A 22,763-nucleotide genomic window follows, 5' to 3' on the forward strand; every position below is an offset into this window, starting at 1 on the left:
GCCCGATAAAAAATGGCGAAAACAAGAAGAACCTCAATTGAGGCTCTTCTTATGAAAATTGTGGGACAGCAGTGGCTTAAGCTCTCCTTTTTTATTGCTTGTGATGCATGATGATGTTTTGATGAAAGCTATCTTGCTGTTATTTTAGATTTTTTACATGAAAGCTGTGATTTGTAACATAAGTGTCATATCTGCTGCCTAACATGCCGGCTAAACACTGCATATCGACTGTTTCAAACAGCATTGAGAGGGTATGGAACATTTCCAGCATTCATCAGACACGTATTTTAACCGTGAACTGTCACTCTTGGCTTTTCATCGACGAGTTTTGGCACAAGCGCTAGATGATCAATTACCGCTACTTGAACGACTGAATTTCCTGATTATTTTTTCACGTAACCTTGATGAATTTTTTGAAATTCGTATTGCAGGGTTGATGAAACAACGCGACTTAAATGCTATTGCTCGTACACCTGATGCCATTCCAACTGAAGTAGTGTTGGATGAACTCTCTGAGACGATTCACCAAACCGTACAACAACAATATGAGGTACTGAATCATGCCATTTTGCCGGCTTTACAAGCTCAAGGCATTCGTTTTATTCAATTTAAAGACATTTTAGAAAAACATAGACCTTGGATCAGTCAGTATTTTAGGCAAGAAGTCCAACCAGTACTGACCCCGATCAGTTTAGATCCATCCCATCCTTTTCCACGCTTAGTAAATAAAAGTTTAAATTTTATTGTCAGTTTAGAAGGCAAAGATGCCTTTGGTCGTGCGATTGAAATGGCGATTGTACCTGCGCCGCGTTCCTTGCCTCGATTAATTCATATTCCGCCAGAAGTTGCAGGTAATACAGAGACACAAATTTTTCTCACGGCGATTATTCAGCAGCATATCAATGAGTTGTTTCCCGGAATGAAAGCAACAGGTTGCTATGCCTTTCGGGTGACGCGAAATGCTGATTTGGTGTTGGCCGAAGATGTCGATGATTTGGCAGTGGCTTTAAAAGATGAATTATCCTCCCGTCGTTTTGGTCGGGCGGTACGCTTAGAAATCGAAGATGATTGCCCGCAAACCATTATGGATTATTTGTTGGATGAATTTGATTTAACGGCGCAGGAACTCTACCGCATTGAGGGCCCGATTAATCTATCGCGTTTGAGTACCAGTTTTAAACGTCCCGAATTGAAATATCCAGTCTATACACCGGTGATTCCGAAAGTACTACGTAAGCAAACAGGGATGTTCGATGTTCTCAAAGCACAAGACGTGCTTTTGCATCATCCTTTTGATTCCTTTCAGCCGGTGATTCATCTACTGCGAGAGGCCGCCAAAGATCCGAAAGTTTTGGCAATTAAGCAAACGCTATATCGTAGTGGGCCAGACTCTGAAATTGTTCAAGTGCTTGCAGAAGCGGCTCGCAATGGCAAAGAAGTCACGGCTATCATTGAGCTACGCGCACGTTTTGATGAAGAGTCGAATATTATCGTGGCAAATCTTCTGCAAGAAGCGGGCGCTGTGGTGGTGTATGGCATCGTCGGTTATAAAACCCATGCCAAAATGATTTTGATTGTGCGCCGTGAGAATAATCAGCTTTTACGTTACGCCCATTTGGGAACCGGAAATTATCATGCAGGCAATGCGCGGATGTATACCGATTATGGTCTGATGACCACGCAGCCCGACATCTGTGAAGATGTACACCGGATGTTTCAAGAACTGACCGGTATGGGTAAAATGGCCAAATTGAAAGCCTTGTTGCATGCTCCTTTTACCTTGCACACCGAATTACTCAAGTTAATTGAACACGAAATTGAATGTGCCCAAGCTGGAAAAGCTGCGCGTATTATTATTAAGGTCAATGCTCTGACTGAACCGCAACTGATTGCGGCTTTGTACCGTGCCTCACAAGCGGGTGTGCAAGTTGATCTGATTATTCGCTCGATTTGTTGCTTGATTCCACAGCTAAAAGAGCTATCAGAAAATATTCATGTACGTTCCATCGTTGGACGTTTCTTGGAACATACCCGCGTGTATTATTTTGAGCAGGGTGGAGAAAAACGTTTGTACTGTGCCAGTGCCGACTGGATGGGACGGAATTTATTTTCTCGGGTGGAAACCTGCTTCCCAATCTTAGACAGCCGTTTGAAAAAACGGATTTATAAAGATGGCTTGTTGAACTATCTACAAGACAATCAAAATGCGTGGGAATTACAGTCCGATGGGCAGTGGTTCAAAGTGCAAAGTGAGACGGAAGCTGTACATAAGGCACAGCAATATTTAATTGAGCAAAAAGTATCGACGCTTTAAATGGCAAAAATAAAAAAATCCCGATTGAAGTCGGGATTTTTGATGTTGCCCTGTTTTTGTATTTAGGATGCTTTGGATTGTTTCGATTTTAGGATTTCGGTACGCAGGCTTTGTGCCAATTCAGCCATATCGCTGTCCATCCCATTCATCATAAAGGCATGTCGGGTTAACACATTGGTTGGGTTTGGCAAGCTGACCAATTCGAAATGGTCTGAAATGTCTTTCAGCAATGTGGTTGGAACATGCACCGCACTTTCTTTCGCCACCAATTGTTGTATTAAACGCTCCGCCGCTTGTACCGAAGACAATTGCATCTCTTCTACCGAGCTTGAAATTGCACTACGTGTTTGTAAAACAAAACGTTTTTCTTCACGATAGCGTTTATATAAAACATCGGACAATAATTGGAAAACTGAGCTGATCATGGTCAGGCAACGCAACGCATCTGGTGTATCGGCCGCCATACTGATGGTGGCGCCTTGCTCATCAAATTTGTGCACTGTGCTAATGTCAGAACTATTCAATTTGTAGTGTTGAATACACAATTCAGTGGTTTTATTCAGGAAAATTTGGCACAAATTAAAGTAAGGCACAGAAACCGTTTTATTCACCGTGTCCAACAATTGTTTAGGATCATAAAACTGAATATTTAGCGCCAAGCTGTTGCTGTCGAGCACCACAGGTTTGATTTCTTTGTGTTTGGCTTTGGCTTGTGCATTTTGCTGCGCTTGCGCAATGGCAACAGCAGCATTATGTTTTTCTTGTTCTAAGGCTTGAGCCAAAGTTTGAATTTCATGTTTTAAGCGAGATTCATTGTTGATCCGAGCTAAGTATTCAGTACGGCTTGGACGGGCAATGGCACGATAGGCTAGCCATAATAAACTATGTAAGAAGAATGAAAATAGAATTGCCGCCCATTGATTACGTAAAATTTCACCAATGCTCGGTTTGATCAGGGTAATTTCAACCGTACCGACTTTCTTTTCATTTTGCAGCGCATCGCGGACAAAAATTTCGCCGTCACGGGTTTTGGTCAAACCGCCCGTTGCCAATACTTGATTATTGGCATTTAAAATACGGATAGAGGCCACACTGGGGTTGGTTGAATAACGGTCAGCGAGCAAGGCCAGCGAAACGGTATTGGCAGGTTCAAGTTCAGATAAGCTGTCAGTGACCAATTGACTGGTCATGAGCTGTCCCTGACTGGCACGATTTTCGTTCAGCTGGTGGGTTGTTGCCAATACCAATAAAAAGGTATGTAAAGCAAAACAAACTACTAATAGGCTAGCAAATAGCCCTTGTCTAGGCGCATTCAACGTAAACTTCCAAGGCAATTCTATTCAATTTAGATTATGATTCTTACATTAGTTGTAGCTCAGACCCGAGTCAATTCATGCGAGAAATCATTCTTATATCACTTTTAGGACCTGACCAACCTAATCAATTTACACGATTAATGCAGGTTTTGTCCGCACATTCCTTACAGATTTTAGATGTCGGACAAGCAGTCATCCACAATCAGCTGACTTTAGGTATTGTTGTTTCGTCGGAAGACCAGACTGCGACAGCATTAGCCATGAAGGAGATGTTGATTTTAGCACATGATATTGGTTTAACTGTGCGCTTTAAACCAATCTCTACAACTGAATATCAGCAATGGGTAAATGAGGGAGGCCGCACGCGCTATATCGTTACAGCACTTGCGCCAGAATTGCAGGCGTCTCATTTACAGGCAGTTACAAATATTGTGTCGAGCCAAGGCTTTAATATTGAAACCGTGACACGTTTATCGGGTCGTCCTGAGCTTGATGGTACGAGTGAAGGACCGAAACGTGCTTGCGTACAATTTGGTCTAAAAGGCCAAATGTTGGATGCCACTGCAATGCGCGCAGCTTGCCTACGTTTATCGACCGAATTGAGCGTCGATGTGGCGGTGCAAGAAGATAATGTCTACCGTCGTAACCGCCGTTTAGTATGCTTTGATATGGACTCAACCTTGATTGAGCAAGAAGTAATTGATGAGCTGGCAATTGAAGCGGGTGTCGGCGCTCAGGTGGCTGAAATCACTGAACGTGCGATGCAAGGTGAACTGGATTTTCAACAAAGTTTCCGCGCTCGCGTGGCATTGTTGAAAGGAATGGATGCATCGGTATTGCCTAAAATTGCCGAGCGTTTGACGGTAACTGAAGGTGCAGAGCGCTTAATTTCAACGCTGAAATCATTAGGTTATCGCACTGCAATTTTGTCGGGTGGTTTCCAGTATTTTGCTGAATACCTACAATCCAAATTAGGGATCGATGAAGTGCATGCCAACGTACTCGATGTGCAAGATGGCATGGTCACAGGTGAGGTCAAAGGTCACATTGTCGATGGTGCACGTAAAGCTTTGCTGTTGACGCAAATCGCAGAAGACATGGGGATTTCACTGGAGCAAGCGATTGCAGTTGGTGACGGTGCCAATGACCTACCGATGCTGTCCATTGCCGGTTTAGGGGTTGCCTTCCGTGCAAAACCTTTGGTACGTCAAAATGCCAATCAAGCCATTTCAAGTGTGGGTTTAGACGGTGTTTTATACCTACTCGGTGTCCATGACAAAGATTTAAGCCGCGCTTAAAGCACTTTGATGGATTTAAAAAACGCAGTTTAAAGACTGCGTTTTTTATACCTCGAATTCTTATACCTGATGAGCGGTAGAAGAAAATTGTCGATAAAAACAACGATTAACAGCATTCAAAAAATTAATTTTTTTCACACAAAATGCACAGTTTTTTTTGTAATGACACGCGAGACAAGGCAGCATCATTGTTCTAGAAACTCTCGAAAAAGAAAAAGTGTAATGACAAAATAATGTTGCGACAAGGTGTGTCGCATGGACAAAAAACCAGACTTTTTTTATGCTAAAAACTCAGCATAATGCATGCAAGAGATTGAGATCGACCAAATCTATTTACGGAACAGACAGTAGTGAGACAGGCTCAACATCCTGTAAGACAAGAGATGTCACCTGTTAAATGACGGAGGTTTTTATGTTGACAGCGAATTTAGCAACAATCGTTGGCCTGAGCTTGGTATCGGCGGCTGTGATTGCTGTTTTCTTCTCGCCTTATCGTCGCTGGTTAAGTTTTATGCTGGCGGGGATGCTGGTGTGGGGGCTCATTGAAGTGATTCGATTTGGTACACAAACCATGCTCGAGTTATCGGTGACGTATAGTTATTTAACGGCTTTGATGGCTGCAATGGTGGTGTTCACTTTGGTACTGTTACGCGAAGATCGTCGTGCAGAACGTGCTTTGGCAAAACGTCAGTGTATTGAACATACACCGGTGTATGATGAAGAGCAGCAGTGCTCAAGTCGTTAAAATGTAAAGATGACATAGAATAAAATGCGCTTTCGAGCGCATTTTTTATGAACCCTGCGGTGCAATTTGAGATACAAAGGTTTACTTCTGTAAACCGAAGTTATGGTAGGATGAAGCCAGTCAATTTTCCAACAATTACAATAGGCTTCAAGTCATGAAACTATCATCAATTCCTGTCGTAAAACTACCTCTGGTTGATGTCAGCACGGATCCGCTGGACTTACTGGTTGCAGGTCTTGTACTGCGTATGAAACAGCTGGCACGTACCAGTCCTAAATTTATTGAATTGGTGCATGAACGTCAGTTTCGTATTCAAATTGGTACCGACTTAGGGGTTGCACGCCAAATTATTGTAAATAATGGTCAGATTGACACAGTTGCTGGAGATGCAGAAAAAGCCGACTTTATTTTACAGTTTGCGGACAGTGAGCAAGGTGTAAAAACCCTGATGAAAGGCGATCCAACTGCATTTATGACGGGTATGCAAAATGGCAGCATTAAAATGGAAGGTGATTTTGGTTTATTGGTGTGGTTTAACCAAGTGGCAAAATTGATTCCACCAAAACTACCAAAACCCGTGAAAGAAAAAATTAAAATCGCTCGCCGTTTTATTAAAGAAAAAACTGGCAAGTAACGTAAAATATTCGTCTCTATATCGCCTCTTTGAGTTTCTTCTAGAGGGAAATAAAAGGATGGATGCAAGATGAAAAAAGCCCTCAACATGATGAGGGCTTTTTTTATTTGAAAATGGCTTTATTCTACTTCTAAATTAAAGGTCACAGGGCCATCATTGACCAAGTGAACTTTCATATCCGCTGCAAAGATGCCAGTTTGTACATGTGCAAACTGAGATTGTGCATACTCCACCAATTGTTCGTACAGGGCTTTGGCATCTGCTGGTGGCATTGCTGGTCCAAAATCAGGACGTAAGCCTTTCTGAGTTTGCGCCATTAAGGTGAATTGAGAAACCAAGAGTAAACCGCCGCCAGCTTGTTGAATATTCCAGCCCATTTTGCCTTGTTCATCATCAAAGCATCGATATTTCAAAACTTTATCGATCAGTTTTTTGCCCTTTTCCAAATTGTCCTCTTTACCAAGTCCTAGAAAGACCAAAATGCCATGGTCAATTTCCCCTGTGGTTTGTCCATCGACAACAACTTTGGCTTCTAAAACACGTTGTAGCAAGGCCCGCATATAATTTCCGAACAGATATAAAAAGACGGAGCGATTGTAGCAAATGCAGGCGTCGTCGCAAGAAAGGGATTGCTGATCTTTTAATCATAAATATTTGAAAATAAAACCTATATTTTTTAATGATCTGATATTTCGATTTAAGTAATGAAAATTATCTGTTTTATCTATTTTGATTTGATCGGTATCTTTAACCATGCAGGAAAGGTATTTAATTAAGAGGATAGATCATGTTTAAGCGTTCTTTGCTTGTTGCTATGTTGGCAACGGCTACAGCTGCGACTCAAGCTGCGGCATTAACTAAAGACAACGGTGCAGCAGTAGGTGATAACCAAAACTCCATGACTGCAGGTCCACAGGGCTCTGTTTTACTGCAAGATGTACAGTTGGTTCAAAAGTTACAGCGTTTTGGTCGTGAACGTATTCCTGAACGTGTAGTACATGCTCGTGGTACTGGTGCCTATGGTGAATTTGTGGCAACGAAAGATTTGTCGGACTTAACCATTGCATCATTGTTCAAAGCTGGTACCAAAACACCGGTATTTGTTCGTATGTCGACGGTGATTCACCCTAAAGGCTCACCAGAAACCTTACGTGACCCGCACGGTTTTGCTGTGAAATTTTACACCCAAGACGGCAATTGGGACTTGGTCGGTAACCAAACGCCAGTATTCTTCATTCGTGATGCGATCAAATTCCCTGACTTCATTCATGCCATGAAGCCAAGCCCAATCAACAACGTTCAAGATGCAAACCGTGTATTTGACTTCCTGTCGAGCCAACCTTGGGCAACCAACATGTTGACCTATGTGTACGGTAAACAAGGGGTTCCGACCAGCTATCGCGAACAAGATGGTTTTGGTGTGCATGCTTATAAGCTCTATAACGATAAAGGCGAATACAAATACGTTAAATTCAATTTCCGCTCTCAACAAGGTGTGAAAGGTCTGAACGTAAAAGAAGCAGCTGAACAGCAAGGCAAAGACTTCAATCATTTAACCAATGATCTTTATGCAAATATCAACAAGGGCAATTTCCCGAAATGGGATCTGTATGTTCAAGTGTTAGATCCACAAGACTTTGCCAAGTTTGATTTTGATCCGCTCGATCCAACCAAAATCTGGCCAACAGACCTCGTTCCAGAAACTAAAGCCGGTACGATGACCTTGAATCGTATGCCGAAAAACTTCTTCCAAGAAACTGAACAATCAGCTTTTGCACCAGGCAACTTAGTACCGGGCATTGAACCTTCAGAAGATCGTTTGTTGCAAGGCCGTATCTTCTCTTACTCAGATACGCAAATGTACCGTTTAGGGGCGAATCATCAGCAAATTCCAGTCAACCGTGCAAAAGTTGATGTGAACAACAATAACCAAGACGGTTATATGAATATGGGGATGCGTGATTCGGATGTGAACTACGAACCAAGCCGTAAAGTACCAAAACCTGCAACTGAAAACGCGCGTGCAGTGCAAACGCCATTAAATGGTACAGTTCAGCAAATTGGGACTAAAGAGCAAAACTTTAAGCAAGCCGGTGAGCTCTATCGTTCATATACCGCCAAAGAAAAAGATGACTTGATCATGAACTTGGCTGCCGATTTGGGCAATGTCAAAGATGCAGAAACCAAACACATCATGTTGTCTTATTTCTATAAAGCAGACGCAGATTACGGTATGCGGATGACTAAAGCGGTGAAAGGTGATATCGCGACAGTGAAAGCCAAGGCGGCAAAGTTGAAAGACTAATTTCGATTAGTCAGTCAAATCGGTGACTAGGGGATAGGAGTCGCCACCGAGAAGCCCTGTAAAACTCAAATCCTTTCCTGCAACCCTAGGAGAGTTTTACAGGCACTCTAATTGGCTATGTATCTATCTCTATTTCGTGAGCTTATTTCACCGTAGTTCACTTTGATTCTTGTAGGAACTTATGATGAACGTAATAAAATTTCTATGTTTTACCAGTATTTTGGCTTTCAGTTCCACATTGGTGATAGCTGCTGAAGCTCAAAATCTTTCCTCTGCAAAAATCACTCAAAATGATCGGATGAGCGCACAACAGGAATTAATTGAGTTGTTCTTTGCTGCGGCTAAAACGGGAAATGATGAGGTGATTAACGAATTTTTAACACATGGTTTTCCGGTTGACGTGCGCAATGCCTCAGGTTTTACCCCCTTGATGATGGCAACCTATTATGGTCAACAGTCAATTGTTACCACCTTGTTGGCACATGGTGCAGACCGCTGTGCACGCGATAATAAAGGCAATACCGCATTGATGGGCGCGATGTTTAAAATGGAATGGACGATTGCCAAACAACTACGTCAAGTGGACTGTGATGCCCATGCACAACAAACGGGGCAGAAGACCGCAGAGCAATTTGCCCGTGAATTTGGCCAGCTGGAAAAATACCAGCAGTTACTGAAAAAATAACTCTATAAAACCGCTGATTAGCTGTGCTTAAACTGTGGTAAAAACCGATGAATTGTATGGGTTTATCGGGTAGCAAATTAAATCAATCGGCTTTTTTTCAATAAAGTATGCTTTAATGCAAGAAGTTGATAAAAACTGAAAGTCTTTATGTCGCCAATCATCCAGTCCTTATTAGACACAGATCTGTATAAATTCACCATGTTACAAGTGGTGTTGCACAAATTTCCGCAAACGCACAGTGTTTACCATTTTCGTTGTCGTAACTTGGATGACACAGTTTATCCACTGGTTGAGATTCTGGATGATTTGAACACGCAACTCGATCTGCTCTGCCAATTGCGCTTTACCGAAGATGAACTGCAATACTTACGCAGCTTGCGTTTTATCAAAAGTGACTTTGTTGATTATCTTGAATTATTCCAACTGAAGCGCCGTTTTATTAAAGCCGGTATTGATGAAGAAGGCCGTTTGGACATTTGGGTTGAAGGTCCAATGGTTCAAGCGATGATGTTTGAAATCTTTGTCTTGGCGATTGTCAATGAACTGTATTTCCAGCGTATTCGTAGCCCAGAGGTTTTGGTCGAAGGGGAACGCCGTCTACAACACAAAATTGCCTTGTTGAAACAATATCAAGCGGAACAAGATCCGAATGATCCACCATTTTTAGTTTCCGACTTCGGTACTCGTCGTCGTTATGGCTATGAATGGCAAAAGCATGTGATTACGGAATTTTATCAAGCAGTACCGAATATTTTCCGTGGAACCAGTAATGTCTTAATCGCCAAAGATTTGGGCATCATTCCTATTGGAACTATGGCGCACGAATTCCTTCAAGCCTTTCAAGCTTTAGATGTACGTTTGCGCGATTTCCAAAAAGCGGCACTGGAAACTTGGGTGCAAGAATATCGTGGTGACTTGGGCATCGCGCTAACCGATGTGGTTGGGATGGATGCATTCCTACGTGACTTTGACCTGTACTTTGCCAAACTGTTTGATGGCCTACGTCATGACAGTGGTGACCCCTATGAATGGGGCGATAAAGCCTATGCGCATTATAAGAAACTAAAAATTGACAGTAAAACCAAAATGCTGACCTTTAGTGATGGTTTGAATATCGAAAAAGCTTGGGACTTGCATAACTACTTTAAAGATCGTTTCCAAGTCAGCTTTGGGATTGGCACAAACTTGACCAATGATATGGGGCAAACTGCGCTGAACATTGTGTTGAAACTGGTAGAATGTAATGGTCAATCGGTGGCGAAAATTTCTGATAGTCCCGGGAAAACCATGACAGATAACGATACCTTCTTGGCCTACTTGCGTCAGGTCTTCGATATTCCAGAAGTTGTCGAATAAGCTAAAATTCGAAAAAGCCGGAGTAATCTTCGGTTTTTTTATATCTAAAATTCTGCTAAGGAAATGCAGGAATTCAGCATAATAGAGAAAATGACTTATGCTAAGATCAGGTTAATCTGGCAAATTACCACACGAACAACGATGACGGCATCTACATTGAATTTTGGTCTGCTGATTGAAGCAGAAGATTTAGTTCCACATTTAGGCAATGACAAACTGCGGATTGTCGACCTCAGTCGTCGTTCTGTGTATGACCAATTACATATTCCGCACGCGTTACATCTACAGCCAAAGCTCTTGGTTCGTCAGGATGAACAGGCCATGGGACTCTTGCCCGATCAAGCCGGTTTAGAGCAGCTGATTGCCTATTTAAATATTGGTCCTGAGCATCATGTTGTGGCTTATGATGATGAAGGTGGCGCATGGGCTGGGCGTTTAATCTGGAATTTACATTGTCTTGGCTTTGAACATACCAGTTTATTGAATGGTGGTATTCATGCATGGTTGGGGGCAGGCTTGCCAACCTCTTCCGAAGTTGAACAATTTGAGCCAGTTTCACCTTTAGTCAGTGTAAATTTACATGCGGCGCAGCAGTATCAAACTAATTATGACGATGTGTTGCAGGCAATACAGCAGGGGGCATTGCAGTTATGGGATTGTCGTACCGAAGATGAATATACTGGACTGCGTTTGGCAGCGCGACGCGGCGGTCACATTCCAGGGGCGCGACATTTCGAATGGAGTACTGCCCTAAACCGACAAAATCATTTAAAATTACATCCTTTAGAACGCACACAACAACGCTTAGAACAATTGGGATTCAATTTAAACGAACCTGTCGTGGTGTACTGTCAGTCTCATCATCGTTCAGGCTTGGCTTATATATTGGGACGTTTACTCGGTTGGAATATTCAAGCTTATGATGGTGCGTGGAGCGAGTGGGGCAACCGACTCGATAGTCCTGTGATCACCGGAGAGTTGCCGTCTTGAGTCTTACATCTCAGTTAAAAAAACAAATTTTCATTCAAGCGCAGCGTGTTGTACCGCAGCACAAAATTTCACGTATTGTCGGCAAATTGGCTGCCAGCGAACATCCTGTGGTTAAAAATGCGGTAATTTCTGCATTTAAAGCGCAGTACGGCATCGACATGTCGATTGCAGAACAAAGTAATGCCTTGAAATTTAAATCCTTTAACGAATTTTTTACCCGTTCCTTAAAAGATGGCGTGCGCCAAATTGATACTGATGCGACCAGTGTTGTTTCACCTGCCGATGGTGCAATTTCACAAATTGGTAAAATTGAAAATGGTGATGTCTTTCAGGCCAAAGGCCAGAAATTTACAGTTGAAAACCTGATTGCCGATCCGCAATTGGCCGAACCTTTTAAAAATGGTCAGTTCGCTACTGTGTATCTATCACCTAAAGATTATCACCGTGTACACATGCCATTTGCAGGTACGCTGACTGAAACTTTGTATGTGCCGGGTGAATTGTTCTCTGTGAACCAAACTACGGCAGAAAACATTCCGGGCCTTTTTGCACGTAATGAGCGCATGGTTTGTCTGTTTGATACTGAAATCGGCCGTATGGCTGTGGTTTTAGTCGGTGCGATGATTGTTGCCGGCATTGAAACCGTGGCTACCGGTAAAGTGAAACCGACAGGGCGCTTAGAGTTGAATCAACACGATTTACACTTGGAAAAAGGTGCGGAACTGGGGCGTTTCTACTTGGGTTCAACAGCAGTCGTATTGTTTGAAAAAAACAAAATGCAATGGGATGCCGCATTTAAAGCTAATTCAGCCGTGGTGATGGGTGAGGCTTTGGGTCATACAATTTAAGATCAATATTCTTTTTCCCTCTGGAAGGAGCTTAGGTGGAGGGTTTTAGCTCGCTCTTGCGCGGTAGTGCTGTTCATCAGCTAAAATAATATTGATAGAATAAAAAAAGCGCCTGACTGGCTAATGCCAGTCAGGCGCTTTTTTTATGTAGAGAACTTAACGTTTCACCACAATCGAATCGATACTGCTATGACGCAAAGTTTGCTGTGCGATCAACGCAGCTTCTTGTGAATCATAAGGGCCAGACACCACGCGATACCATACTTTTCCATTTTCAGTGCTTTGAATCACATCGGCAGACAAGCCATTCAAAATAATTTCAGCACGACGCGCATCAGCTTGATCAGGGTCATCATAACTGCGGACTTGCAGAATATAACTGGCTGGTGCAGGTGTTGTTTCGGTAACTTCAATGCCCGGCTCTGTACTTTCAACCGGCTCTGGCTTCGGTGCATCGACAATCACCACGGTTTCTTTGGTCGTGGTTTCCGGAACCGCTTGTTCAGGAATCGGAGTGACTTGTTGCTGTGGGAGCAAGTCATAAAAACGGTAGTCTTGATTGGTTTCTTCTTGATAGTGTTCAGAGGTAATTTGACCTTTCGGTTTTACTGGTTCCCAAGGCTTCCAGAGCATGAGGGCAACCAAGAAACTCAACACGATTAAAATGATGACAAGTGTACCCAACCATGTCGGAATCAATGGCTTTTTAGGTTGATTAGACCGTTCAGATACACCGCGTTGCGTTTTTCCAAACACGAGGAAACCTCTTTAATTTTAATTGTAACGAACTACACAAGGGCAAGCCCAAAAATGTAATCTTAATTCTTATATATTACATGACTGTCATGCGTATTTTGTTTAATTTTCATAATTTTAGCAGATTATAAAAAAATCATTTATATCGCTGAATATAAAAGAAATACAGGCTCATTTTGAGCCTGTATGGTTTGTCTAGGTTACGGGCAAAAACATGTTTTACATGCTTTCCGGCGCACTCACACCAAGCAGTTCAAGGCCATTGCGTAAAACTTGCTGTACATTTACAGAAAGTAATAAACGCGCTTGAGTCAGTTCAGCATCATCACCTAAGACTTTATTTTCGTTGTACCAGCCGTGGAATAACGCCGCCAATTCTTTCAAGTAGTTCCCAACTTGATGTGGCTCGTAATTGTTTGCAGCACGAATGACAATTTCAGGATAAGCCGCAAGCTTCGCCAAGACCTCAGTTTCAGCTTCAAGTTCAAGCTTCGCTGCAAATTGACGTGCAGTTTCAGCAGAAAATTGAACATTGGTTGCCGCTGCTTTTTCGAGCATACGGCAGATACGAGCATGCGCATATTGAATGTAATACACCGCATTGTCTTTACTTTGTGACACGGCAAGATCTAAGTCGAAGTCAATGTGTTGTTCTGATTTACGCATCACGTAGTAGAAACGCGCAGCATCGTTGCCGACTTCTTTACGTAGGTCGCGTAAAGTCACGAACTGACCTGAACGCGAGGACATTTGTACCATCTCGCCACCACGCCATAAGCTGACGAATTGAACCAACAGCACGGTTAATTTTTTCGAGTCATAGCCAAGTGCATCAATCGCAGCTTTTACACGTGCGATATAACCATGATGGTCAGAACCCCAAATATCCACGATATCGGTGTAGCCACGTTGCAGTTTGTTGAGGTGATAGGCAATGTCTGAGGCGAAGTAGGTGGTTTGACCATTACGGCGTTTCACCACACGGTCTTTTTCGTCACCAAATTCAGTTGACTTGAACCAGATATTACCATCTTGTTCATACAGGAAGCCGCGTTGATCGAGCATTTGTAATGCTTCATCAATTTTTTCAGTTAAGCTTGCTTCACTGAACCATTGGTGGAACGTTACACCAAATTCGCCAAGGTCATCTTTAATGTCATCAAGAATGGCTTTGAGTGCCGCTTGATGGAACACACGGTAACCCGCAGCCAGATGATTTTGTGAATTATGAATTAAACCATCGATGTGTTTTTCTTTATCGCCTGAAAGCACGACTTTGTTGCCATCACTATCGAGTTCAGCCGCATATTGCACATCTTCAGGTACATCTTTGTAGATGTCTGCTATTGGGCGGACATATGCATCACCATTTTTGTCGATAATACTTTGTGCGATTTCTTTAACATAGTTGCCTTGGTAAGCATTTTTCGGGAAGACTAATTCTTGGCCAGTCAATTCCAAATAGCGCAAGTAGGTCGAAGTCGCCAAAATATCCATTTGACGGCCAGCATCGTTGACATAGTATTCACGTTCAACTTTCGCACCCGTTGCTTCCAATAGGTTAGCAACCGTCATGCCATAAGCTGCACCACGACCATGGCCCACGTGTAGGCTAGACGTTGGGTTGGCAGAAACGAATTCTACTTGTACGCGTTTTTCAGCATTGGCTTGAGTGCGACCGAATTGATCTTTCTGCGCTTGAATTTGGTCTAACACAGCAAAACGTTGGTCGGCATTTAAGAAGAAGTTAATAAAGCCAGGACCTGCAATTTCTGCTTTGCTGATATCTGCGACTTCAGGAAGATGTGCCAGAATTTTTTCGGCTAAATCACGCGGCTTCATACCGGCAGCTTTAGAGGCAATCATGGCAATATTCGACGCAAAGTCACCGTGGCTTCGGTCTTTGGTTCGGGTCAAACTACTTGAGTTGTTCCAGTCAGATGGGAGTACACCTTCAGCTTGAAGGGATTGCACTGCATGATCGAGCGCTGCTTGTATTGCCGTATTCATAATCAGTCGAAAAATAAATGTCGCAGAAAAACGCTAAATATAGCAAATTTCAGGCCCTTTAGGTGAACCCATTTGTTGTGAATAAAAAATATTCGATAAAAGTGAAGCATTGCTTAGATCAAATAAAAACAATATAAGTGAATTTAGATTTTATCGTAATCAATTTGAGTATTTGGAATGTCGCAGCAAAGGCCTAAAATTTTTGGAAATATCCCGAAACTTCCTGCACGTTGGGCGATGATTATGATCCCATTTATCTTATCCTGTTTAATGAGTGGCATCATTTCGTGTATCAATATGCTGCGCAATTTAGGCTGGTTTGAGGGTTTTCTCACCGTATGGTTTCATAACTGGATGCTTTCGTGGGCCATTGCCTTTCCGATTGTATTGACGTTACTGCCTTTGGTGCGAAAATTTACCGGACTGTTGGTCGATATGCAGGGACTACAACCCCCACAAAAATAATCTCCGCAAGGGCTTCATCGGGTTTTAAGCCAAATATGATTTGAGTTAAATATGCAGCGCTTGCAGATTTAAGACCAAGATTGAGCTTATAACTGATCGCGACAGCTGACTGGTTTGCTCAGCAGTTCCGCTTTATTGTTTTGGAAAGTATACAGTGTTGAGGCATTAAAAATTTTAATCACTTTGGCTTGAGCAATTGCAGTTTTGAAACTCTGAAATTTCGACGCGTTGACAGCATCAAATGGATTTCCATAATTTTTATTGTCGAGCAGAATTTGAATTTGCCCTGTACTGCGGTCATGTGCTTTGAGAACCTCTTGTCCATCGGCATTACTTAAGCTAAAGGTTGGGCGCTGAGTGGCAATCTTGCAGTTCAATTTGAGACTTAAGCTGAAGTTATCATTAGATTTATTTTTCAGGGTCGATGTGCCTTGTTGGTCATTTTCAATATATACCCATTGATTTTTCGGCATATTGGTCAATAAGGTTTCAAGCTGTTGTTGGGTACTGTGACTGATATCCACCGTGCCTTTTTTATTGACTTCTGGGGCTTTTTCTTTTCCAAACACTCCCATGACTTTGTCATTAACGCTACTGCTGGTTTTGGAGAGCGTTTGACAACCCACAAGGCTTGAAACAGCGAGGAGCATAGAGAGAGCATAAATTGGACGCAATGACATAGGATTTTATTGTTCTATTAAATGAGAGGAAGGAAGGATTCTAGCGGCTCTGCTAAAAAAGCTCAAATGGGGTCATTTCAGTGCACTCAAAACCTGCTACAAAATCCATATTTTTATAATAGCCATTCCACACAAGCCCGAATAATTCCCAGCGCAAGCCCAATAAAGCCACCGACCACCACGCCATTAACCCGGATCATATGCAGGTCGCCACCGACTTCATTTTCAATTTTATTAATCATTTCGCGCGAGTCCCATTCGTGGATGCGTTCACTAATAAAACGGATGACTTTTTCGCTATATTGATCCGATAAGTTAATCGCAATTTCACTCATTTTTTCATTTAGTAATTGGCGTACTGCAATGTTAGACACGATATTTTCGCCGATTTGCTGAATGGCTACACGTAAGTTTTGCGCAATACCTGAGTTGGGTTTTTCTAGATCAGATCGGATCGCATCACATAGAATCACCACCGCACCGCTAATAAAATTCAACATTTGTGGGCTGTCGAGCATGGCATCTTTGGTGCTATTCAGACGTTGACTGGCCACACTGTGATTATCTGCCAGTTGCTCCATCAATTGTTGTGCCATGTCTTCAATTTTGCGTCGCCACGGATGTTCATGGTCTGCAAGCATTGATTCGACCCGATTGACCAAGGAGTCGATGGTGCGTTGCTGTACATCAATACCAATCCAACTGGCACCTTTGGCCAGCTTCCACACTCCGAGTTCTTTAAATAGTTGACGAGATAGATCTCGAGTTTGTTCTGGATGTTGCAGCATCCAATCGTGCGCCAGATCAAGCCCACGTTGCAGCACATCTTGATGGAAATCATTTTCTAAAACAGCACGTAGCATTTCACTGGCCAAGTGATTGACTTGAGTATTCTTAACCCATTGCACACTGTTGCTTTGAATGAAACGCCCGATTTGTTCCTGACCGACAAATTCAAAAATTTTCGGTACGGTTTGCTGAATGACTTGGGTCACTTGGGCATTATTGTGCGGATTGGCCAGCCATTTCCCCACAGCGAGTGAAAGATCGGTTTCGGCCAAACTTTTTTCCACCACTTGTGGTGAGAGGAAATTTTCCTGTACAAAACGCCCCATCGATTCGGCAATACGGGCTTTATTGCGTGGAATAATTTCGGTGTGGTCACGTAAAAACTTTGGAATTGGGAATTGACCAAAGGGGTTACGAAACAGCACGGTAATGGCATACCAATCAGCCAGACCACCGACCACACCGGCTTCTGCCGAGAGCATTAAAATATGAATCAACCAGACATAGTCGGGTAGCAATTTGGCCACAATCATCAATGCAATCCATGCCAGCACCGCCACCACCAAAGCGATGGTGGCGTAGCGCTTACTGCGTTGCAGGTTTGGCGAAACCGTATGCTGATTTGGATCGGTCATTGATTTGGGGTACTCCAGCTTAGGATTTTGCAGGTGCTGGCTCGACTGGCAACGGATTACCTTGCGTATCGAGGCCATACTTGGCACCTAAGGATTGCAAAATTAAATGCGCATCAAAGGCATCTTGCGGTGCTTTAGCCCGGTCTTTGTAGCACGTGATGCTATAAGACACTTGGGTTGGATCGAGGGTCACCACTTGTGGCGCATCATAATAGAATGGGCCGGGCCAGAAACCGGGATGGCGACGGTAATAACCATACGGATAGGGCATTGGATCTGGATAAATCACCGCTTGGCGTGGTGGTTTTTGTGCACGATTACTTGGATCATCCAGCACTTTAAAATATTGATACCCATTTTGCAGCGTGGTTTGCGCTGCTTTAACCAAGGTAATTTCCTCCGCCGTGCCATAACTCATATTTGAGCGGGCTTGGAAACTAATGCGATAGCTTTGTACATTTAGAGGCGTTGCAGAATAACGGCCCAGTTGCTCAAAGGTTAAGGGTTTTGACGGAGTGGTTGCACAGCCTGTAAAACCCAGCGCTGCGGCGATCGCAACAGCAAAGATCATTTTTTTCATGCTTATGCTCCTGAGGTGCGGTTCATGGCGAGGGGAGATAATTCAAGCCAAAAGCTGCGAGTTAAAAACTTGAATTGGGTTGGGTTAAAAATTCCAATTCTTCTGCTGTGGATGTTCTACCCAAGACCGCATTGCGATGCGGATAGCGTCCAAAACGATCGATAATGACTTTGTGCTTTTGTTCAAATTCTAAATTAATCGGATTACCCAGCTGCTTAAATAATTCTAACCCGATTTGATGAATTTTAGCCGATTCGCTGTGCATATAGGGCATATATAAAAATGAACGTTGTTCAGGCGCGAGCTTCAGGTCCAAACCTTGCGCTACCGTTTCCTGCGCTAAGGCCAGCGCCAAGGCATCTTGGGCGAAAGCAGCGGGAGAGTCGCGAAATAAATTGCGCGAGAACTGATCCAAGACAATGATTTCAGCCAAACGACCTTCAGCGCCACTGCGCCATTGCCAAAGTTCAGACAGGCAGGCTTGCTGATGTAGTTGTTTAAACTTTTTTTCGATTAAAACATCAAAATCATTGCTTTTAGCGAACCAGTTAGGTTGCTGGTCAGGATGGAACCAAAAGTCGAGAATATCTTGATAATTCATAAGTTTTACACATGATAAACGTTCATTTGTTTATAAAATCACAAATTTCAAATGTCATAAACAGTAAGTTTGTGATAAAAAATTGCCGAAATAAAATCTGAATTTGCCTCAAAACAATCACAGTGGGACAAATGCGGCCTACAAATCACGTTATACTGATATAAACTGATGATTTTATTTTAGTAGTTTCTTCCATTAAGCGAGATAGCAATGAGTCAACCTGAATCGACCTCTCAAGACATTTTACCGACGTGGGTGGGTTCTTCGCTGATTCAAGGGATGTTACGCGGTATAGAGCGTGAAAGTTTGCGCATGCAAAGCAATGGTTTCTTATCGCAAGCCAATCATCCTGCGGCTTTGGGTTCAGCTTTAACCCATCCGCATATCACGACAGATTATTCTGAAGCCTTAATGGAATTTATTACCCCGCCAAAAGACAGTATTCCTGAGGCCTTAAATTATTTAAAAGATATCCATGCGGTCGCACATGCAGCGCTTGAGCATGACGAAAGGCTTTGGCCGTTATCGATGCCGTGTATGTTGGATGAGGATGAGGACAGCATTCGTTTGGCGCAATATGGCAGCTCAAACATTGGACGTTTTAAAACATTATACCGTCGTGGTTTAGGGGTGCGTTATGGTCGTCGTATGCAGACCATTTCAGGGGTACATTATAACCTGTCTTTCCCGGATCATTTCTTTGAAGCCTTACAGGCGCATGAAACTGATGATGGTTTAAAAGCACTGAATTTACAGGATTATCGCAGTCATCGTTATTTTGGACTGATCCGTAACTTCATTCGTTTAACACCTTTGGTGATGTTCTTGGTTGGTGCCAGTCCTTCGGTATGTAAATGCTTTATGACTGGCCGTGAGCATCAATTGTTGCCTTTACTGAAAGGTACATTGTTCATGCCCTATGCCACAGCACTGCGGATGGGCAATTTTGGTTATCAAAACTCAGCGCAAAAACAGTTGGGCATTCACTACAACGACATTCAGGGCTATTTGGAAGGGCTGCAAAAAGCCGTACATACGCCGTATGTGCCCTTTAGTTATTTGGGACTGAATGATGGGCAGGGTGAGCCGATTCAAATCAACGATCATGTGCTACAAATTGAAAATGAATATTACAGCTTGGTTCGCCCTAAACAAGTACCACAGGAGGGTGAAACGCCGTCTGAAGCCTTACAAAATCGTGGAGTTGGCTATGTCGAGCTCCGTGCCGTCGACGTCAACCCGTATAGCCCGATCGGCATTGATGAAAATACTGCGGCATTACTCGAAGTGATCGCGCTGTATTGTTTGTTAAAAGACAGTCCTGCATTGCTGGATGATGAGCAAAACGAAATTGAACAAAATCAGGCCGAAGTGGTGAATCGTGGTCGTGCGCCTAATGCTACGATTATGCAGCACGGTCAGGCGGTTCCTATTGAGGATTGGTGTCACAGCTATGTGACAGTGATGCAGCCTTTGGCCGAATTACTCGACCATTCTTACAATACAGATATTTACAGCCAAGCCATGCGTGTGATGCAATTACGCATTGATGAAGTTGATGAAACTCTGTCGGCAAAAATGATTGAGGATACGCTTGAACAAGGTGGAACGTGGAGTTTTGGCAGTTTTATTGCGCAGCAACATGCTGAGGTGTATGAACAACATCAATTGAGCCCAGAAACCGCCGCTTATTTTGCCGAAACTGCCGCTTTGTCTTTAGAAAAACAAGCTCAGCTTGAACAAGATAGCAGCATGAGTTTTGAAGAATATTTGAAAAACTTTAGATAAAAAATAAGAGGATTTACCATGAAATGGAGTTTCCGCTTCGTGAGTGGTTTGTTGTTTTTAGCCAGCGTGATTGGGATGGCATTTGCGCTATTTTTAGAGCATGTGCAAGGTTTAAACCCGTGTCCATTGTGCGTATTCCAACGTGTCGGATTAATCGGGCTAGGCATCATTTCATTAATTGCCTTTGTGCATAACCCGACCACCAATGTTGGTAAGCGTATTTATGCCTTATTGGGTAGTCTATCGATTTTATGGTCGGCAGGAGTGGCTGCACGTCATGTTTGGCTGCAAAATTTGCCGCCTGACCAAGTTCCAAGCTGTGGCCCAGGTTTGGATTATTGGCTGGAAACTTTGCCGATGAAGGCCGTGTTTGAACAAGTGCTGACTGGTTCAGGGGAATGTGCCGCCGTGGATTGGAGCTTCTTAGGACAATCTTTACCAGTTTGGTCGTTGATCTTTTTTGGGGTTCTGAGTTTGGTGAGTTTATGGCAATTATTCAGAAAATATCAAACAGCACCGATCAAACGCTTACGTGATAAATATTGATTTAAATATTAACAATATCAATAAAGAAGCCCTCAAATTGAGGGCTTCTTTATTGACCAGATCAGCGGCTTAAGTCAATGCAATGCCTTCCATACTGTCTAAATCCAGCATGAATTCATAAATATGTTCATAGGCTTTGTCTTCATTATTTGGATAAAACCAATGCACAATTTGTTCAGCCACTTGCGGATGATGCTGAATTTCAAAATGGTTGAGACCATAAAAAATGGCTTTGTGTGAATCAGGCACTTTCAATTGATAGCGCGCATTCGGGTGCTCACCCAAGGCACTTTTTACACTCACCAAATAATCCCCAATTACATGACGAGTTTTATTGCGGCGATGTTCATATTCAATGGTTCCCGCCACCAAATAGGTATTGATATGCGAAGGAATCGGTGCCGGTTTGCGATTGTCATCCATCAATCCAATCCGCACATCATTGTGTTCCCAATCATCATCGCGGACACTGCCATAACGTAAATCTAAAATACCGTTACTGCGAATATTGACGATGTGACCCACGATTTTAACCAATGGGAAACGACCGAGTTGATCCTGTAAGTTAAAGCCAAAACGTTCCAGTACTGCGCCATGATGTGGTGAGCCCAAGCAGACCAAATTTTCCACTTGGTGAACCCACTGCTGCATATTTTGTTTGCCGTAGAAAATGGCACTTCGAGACACTAAACCGCCCATACTGTGGCCAATCAAGTCGATACTGGTAATGTCCGGATTACGACGCACCAGATCTTCCAATGTATTGGCAAGGCTACGGCCATTGGCGGAAATACGCCGACCAGTGTTGTAGTTGAGGTAGAGCATGGTGTTGTGGTCGCGCTGTGACAGCAGTTTCTCGCCAATACCGCCATATTTTGAGGTTGACCACGAAAGGTGATTCATACACAGACCATGTACCAACAGGGTAATGCGGCCAGTCAATTCACCTTGTTGTACCGAGCCATAATGATCATAGACCACCATTGGTAGAGCCATCGGATTATGATATTTCAGTAAATAATCGCCCAGTACCCCATTGAGTGCACCGACTAAAAAATGTAGCGATGGGGTTAAGGATTTTTCATGTAAGCGCGGGAATTTTTCAATAATGCTACGCAAGGTGGGTGCGAGCAGGTAGTTCCCATAATTAAAAAAGGTGTTGTAAGAAAATTCATAAAGTCGGGCAATAGTGGGATGTTTATGAAAGGCTTTGGAGCCTTGTTCACTCATGCCAAAAAGACTGATGAGGATTTCACGCTGAATGTTTTTGATTAAGTCATGCGCCACATCGCTAAAAGGCATCGTTACCAACTGCGCCAGTCCCTCCAAAACATCTGCTTGGCTTGGTGGTGTACGGTCCCATTTGCAATAAGTTTCATGCAACGGTGTTAAACTTGGCATCGTTTTCCAATCCTTACATTC

The 22,763-nt window shown here is 43.0% G+C and carries 21 protein-coding genes; 12 read left to right on the forward strand and 9 right to left on the reverse strand.

Annotation, left to right across the window (positions count from 1 at the left end):
* Positions 1-253 precede the first annotated feature (253 nt).
* Positions 254-2,314, forward strand: coding sequence for a polyphosphate kinase 1 (gene ppk1, locus ACN6OV_RS12790; protein ID WP_427953510.1), 2,061 nt, complete (start codon positions 254-256; stop codon positions 2,312-2,314).
* 62 nt (positions 2,315-2,376) lie between these two features.
* Here ppk1 and ACN6OV_RS12795 read toward each other — a convergent pair whose 3' ends face one another.
* Positions 2,377-3,630, reverse strand: a complete 1,254-nt coding sequence (locus ACN6OV_RS12795; protein ID WP_427953512.1) for a hypothetical protein — start codon at positions 3,628-3,630, stop codon at positions 2,377-2,379.
* A 77-nt stretch (positions 3,631-3,707) separates the two neighbouring features.
* On the opposite strand from ACN6OV_RS12795, the gene serB reads away from it, so the two are divergent.
* From serB to ACN6OV_RS12810, 3 genes are all read left to right on the forward strand, one after another.
* On the forward strand, positions 3,708-4,928 hold the full coding sequence (serB, locus tag ACN6OV_RS12800) for a phosphoserine phosphatase SerB (RefSeq protein ID WP_427953514.1): 1,221 nt from the start codon (positions 3,708-3,710) through the stop codon (positions 4,926-4,928).
* Between the two features lie 412 nt (positions 4,929-5,340).
* Positions 5,341-5,673: an AciT family ciprofloxacin tolerance protein gene (aciT, locus tag ACN6OV_RS12805; protein ID WP_427953516.1), complete on the forward strand. Its 333-nt coding sequence runs from the start codon at positions 5,341-5,343 to the stop codon at positions 5,671-5,673.
* Positions 5,674-5,827: 154 nt separating this feature from the next.
* Positions 5,828-6,307, forward strand: a complete 480-nt coding sequence (locus tag ACN6OV_RS12810; protein ID WP_427953518.1) for an SCP-2 sterol transfer family protein — start codon at positions 5,828-5,830, stop codon at positions 6,305-6,307.
* A 119-nt stretch (positions 6,308-6,426) separates the two neighbouring features.
* Here the strand turns inward: ACN6OV_RS12810 and dtd are convergent, their stop codons facing one another.
* Complete coding sequence (gene dtd / locus ACN6OV_RS12815) at positions 6,427-6,867, reverse strand: D-aminoacyl-tRNA deacylase (protein ID WP_427953520.1); 441 nt, start codon at positions 6,865-6,867, stop codon at positions 6,427-6,429.
* 227 nt (positions 6,868-7,094) lie between these two features.
* Between dtd and ACN6OV_RS12820 the strand changes: the two genes are divergently transcribed.
* The 5 genes from ACN6OV_RS12820 to asd all read left to right on the forward strand — a co-directional run bounded on the left by ACN6OV_RS12820 (position 7,095) and on the right by asd (position 12,491).
* Entirely contained in the window at positions 7,095-8,612 is a 1,518-nt protein-coding gene (locus ACN6OV_RS12820) for a catalase (protein ID WP_427953522.1), read from the forward strand.
* Positions 8,613-8,796: 184 nt separating this feature from the next.
* Positions 8,797-9,297, forward strand: a complete 501-nt coding sequence (locus ACN6OV_RS12825; RefSeq protein ID WP_427953572.1) for an ankyrin repeat domain-containing protein — start codon at positions 8,797-8,799, stop codon at positions 9,295-9,297.
* Between the two features lie 147 nt (positions 9,298-9,444).
* Positions 9,445-10,653: a nicotinate phosphoribosyltransferase gene (gene pncB / locus ACN6OV_RS12830; RefSeq protein WP_427953524.1), complete on the forward strand. Its 1,209-nt coding sequence runs from the start codon at positions 9,445-9,447 to the stop codon at positions 10,651-10,653.
* A 141-nt stretch (positions 10,654-10,794) separates the two neighbouring features.
* Positions 10,795-11,643, forward strand: a complete 849-nt coding sequence (locus ACN6OV_RS12835) for a sulfurtransferase (protein WP_427953526.1) — start codon at positions 10,795-10,797, stop codon at positions 11,641-11,643.
* Positions 11,640-12,491 (forward strand): archaetidylserine decarboxylase, encoded by an 852-nt coding sequence (gene asd / locus ACN6OV_RS12840; protein ID WP_427953528.1) that lies wholly within the window; start codon positions 11,640-11,642, stop codon positions 12,489-12,491. The genes ACN6OV_RS12835 and asd overlap by 4 nt, the downstream gene beginning before the upstream one ends.
* Positions 12,492-12,647: 156 nt before the next feature.
* On the opposite strand, the gene ACN6OV_RS12845 is transcribed toward asd, so the two are convergent.
* Both ACN6OV_RS12845 and argS read right to left on the reverse strand, forming a co-directional pair.
* Positions 12,648-13,247, reverse strand: coding sequence for an SPOR domain-containing protein (locus ACN6OV_RS12845; RefSeq protein WP_427953530.1), 600 nt, complete (start codon positions 13,245-13,247; stop codon positions 12,648-12,650).
* A gap of 219 nt (positions 13,248-13,466) precedes the next feature.
* On the reverse strand, positions 13,467-15,257 hold the full coding sequence (argS, locus tag ACN6OV_RS12850; RefSeq protein WP_427953532.1) for an arginine--tRNA ligase: 1,791 nt from the start codon (positions 15,255-15,257) through the stop codon (positions 13,467-13,469).
* A gap of 177 nt (positions 15,258-15,434) precedes the next feature.
* Here argS and ACN6OV_RS12855 point away from each other — a divergent pair, with 177 nt between their 5' ends.
* Positions 15,435-15,722 carry a DUF2798 domain-containing protein gene (locus tag ACN6OV_RS12855; protein WP_427953534.1) on the forward strand — a complete coding sequence of 96 codons (288 nt, stop codon included), beginning with the start codon at positions 15,435-15,437 and terminating at the stop codon, positions 15,720-15,722.
* A gap of 86 nt (positions 15,723-15,808) precedes the next feature.
* Here ACN6OV_RS12855 and ACN6OV_RS12860 read toward each other — a convergent pair whose 3' ends face one another.
* From ACN6OV_RS12860 to ACN6OV_RS12875, 4 genes are all read right to left on the reverse strand, one after another.
* Complete coding sequence (locus tag ACN6OV_RS12860) at positions 15,809-16,402, reverse strand: hypothetical protein (protein WP_427953536.1); 594 nt, start codon at positions 16,400-16,402, stop codon at positions 15,809-15,811.
* 113 nt (positions 16,403-16,515) lie between these two features.
* Positions 16,516-17,826, reverse strand: coding sequence for a DUF445 domain-containing protein (locus ACN6OV_RS12865; RefSeq protein ID WP_427953574.1), 1,311 nt, complete (start codon positions 17,824-17,826; stop codon positions 16,516-16,518).
* 19 nt (positions 17,827-17,845) lie between these two features.
* Positions 17,846-18,406 carry a CC0125/CC1285 family lipoprotein gene (locus tag ACN6OV_RS12870; protein ID WP_427953538.1) on the reverse strand — a complete coding sequence of 187 codons (561 nt, stop codon included), beginning with the start codon at positions 18,404-18,406 and terminating at the stop codon, positions 17,846-17,848.
* Between the two features lie 61 nt (positions 18,407-18,467).
* Positions 18,468-19,007: a DUF924 family protein gene (locus ACN6OV_RS12875; RefSeq protein WP_427953540.1), complete on the reverse strand. Its 540-nt coding sequence runs from the start codon at positions 19,005-19,007 to the stop codon at positions 18,468-18,470.
* A 210-nt stretch (positions 19,008-19,217) separates the two neighbouring features.
* Between ACN6OV_RS12875 and gshA the strand changes: the two genes are divergently transcribed.
* Together gshA and ACN6OV_RS12885 are read left to right on the forward strand one after the other, a co-directional pair.
* Positions 19,218-20,795 carry a glutamate--cysteine ligase gene (gshA, locus tag ACN6OV_RS12880; protein WP_427953542.1) on the forward strand — a complete coding sequence of 526 codons (1,578 nt, stop codon included), beginning with the start codon at positions 19,218-19,220 and terminating at the stop codon, positions 20,793-20,795.
* Positions 20,796-20,813: 18 nt separating this feature from the next.
* Positions 20,814-21,341 (forward strand): disulfide bond formation protein B, encoded by a 528-nt coding sequence (locus tag ACN6OV_RS12885; protein ID WP_427953544.1) that lies wholly within the window; start codon positions 20,814-20,816, stop codon positions 21,339-21,341.
* A gap of 69 nt (positions 21,342-21,410) precedes the next feature.
* Here ACN6OV_RS12885 and ACN6OV_RS12890 read toward each other — a convergent pair whose 3' ends face one another.
* Positions 21,411-22,742: a DUF7379 domain-containing protein gene (locus ACN6OV_RS12890; RefSeq protein ID WP_427953546.1), complete on the reverse strand. Its 1,332-nt coding sequence runs from the start codon at positions 22,740-22,742 to the stop codon at positions 21,411-21,413.
* Between the last annotated feature and the right edge of the window lie 21 nt (positions 22,743-22,763).

The sequence above is a fragment of the Acinetobacter sp. genome (assembly GCF_050285345.1).
Taxonomy (GTDB): domain Bacteria; phylum Pseudomonadota; class Gammaproteobacteria; order Pseudomonadales; family Moraxellaceae; genus Acinetobacter.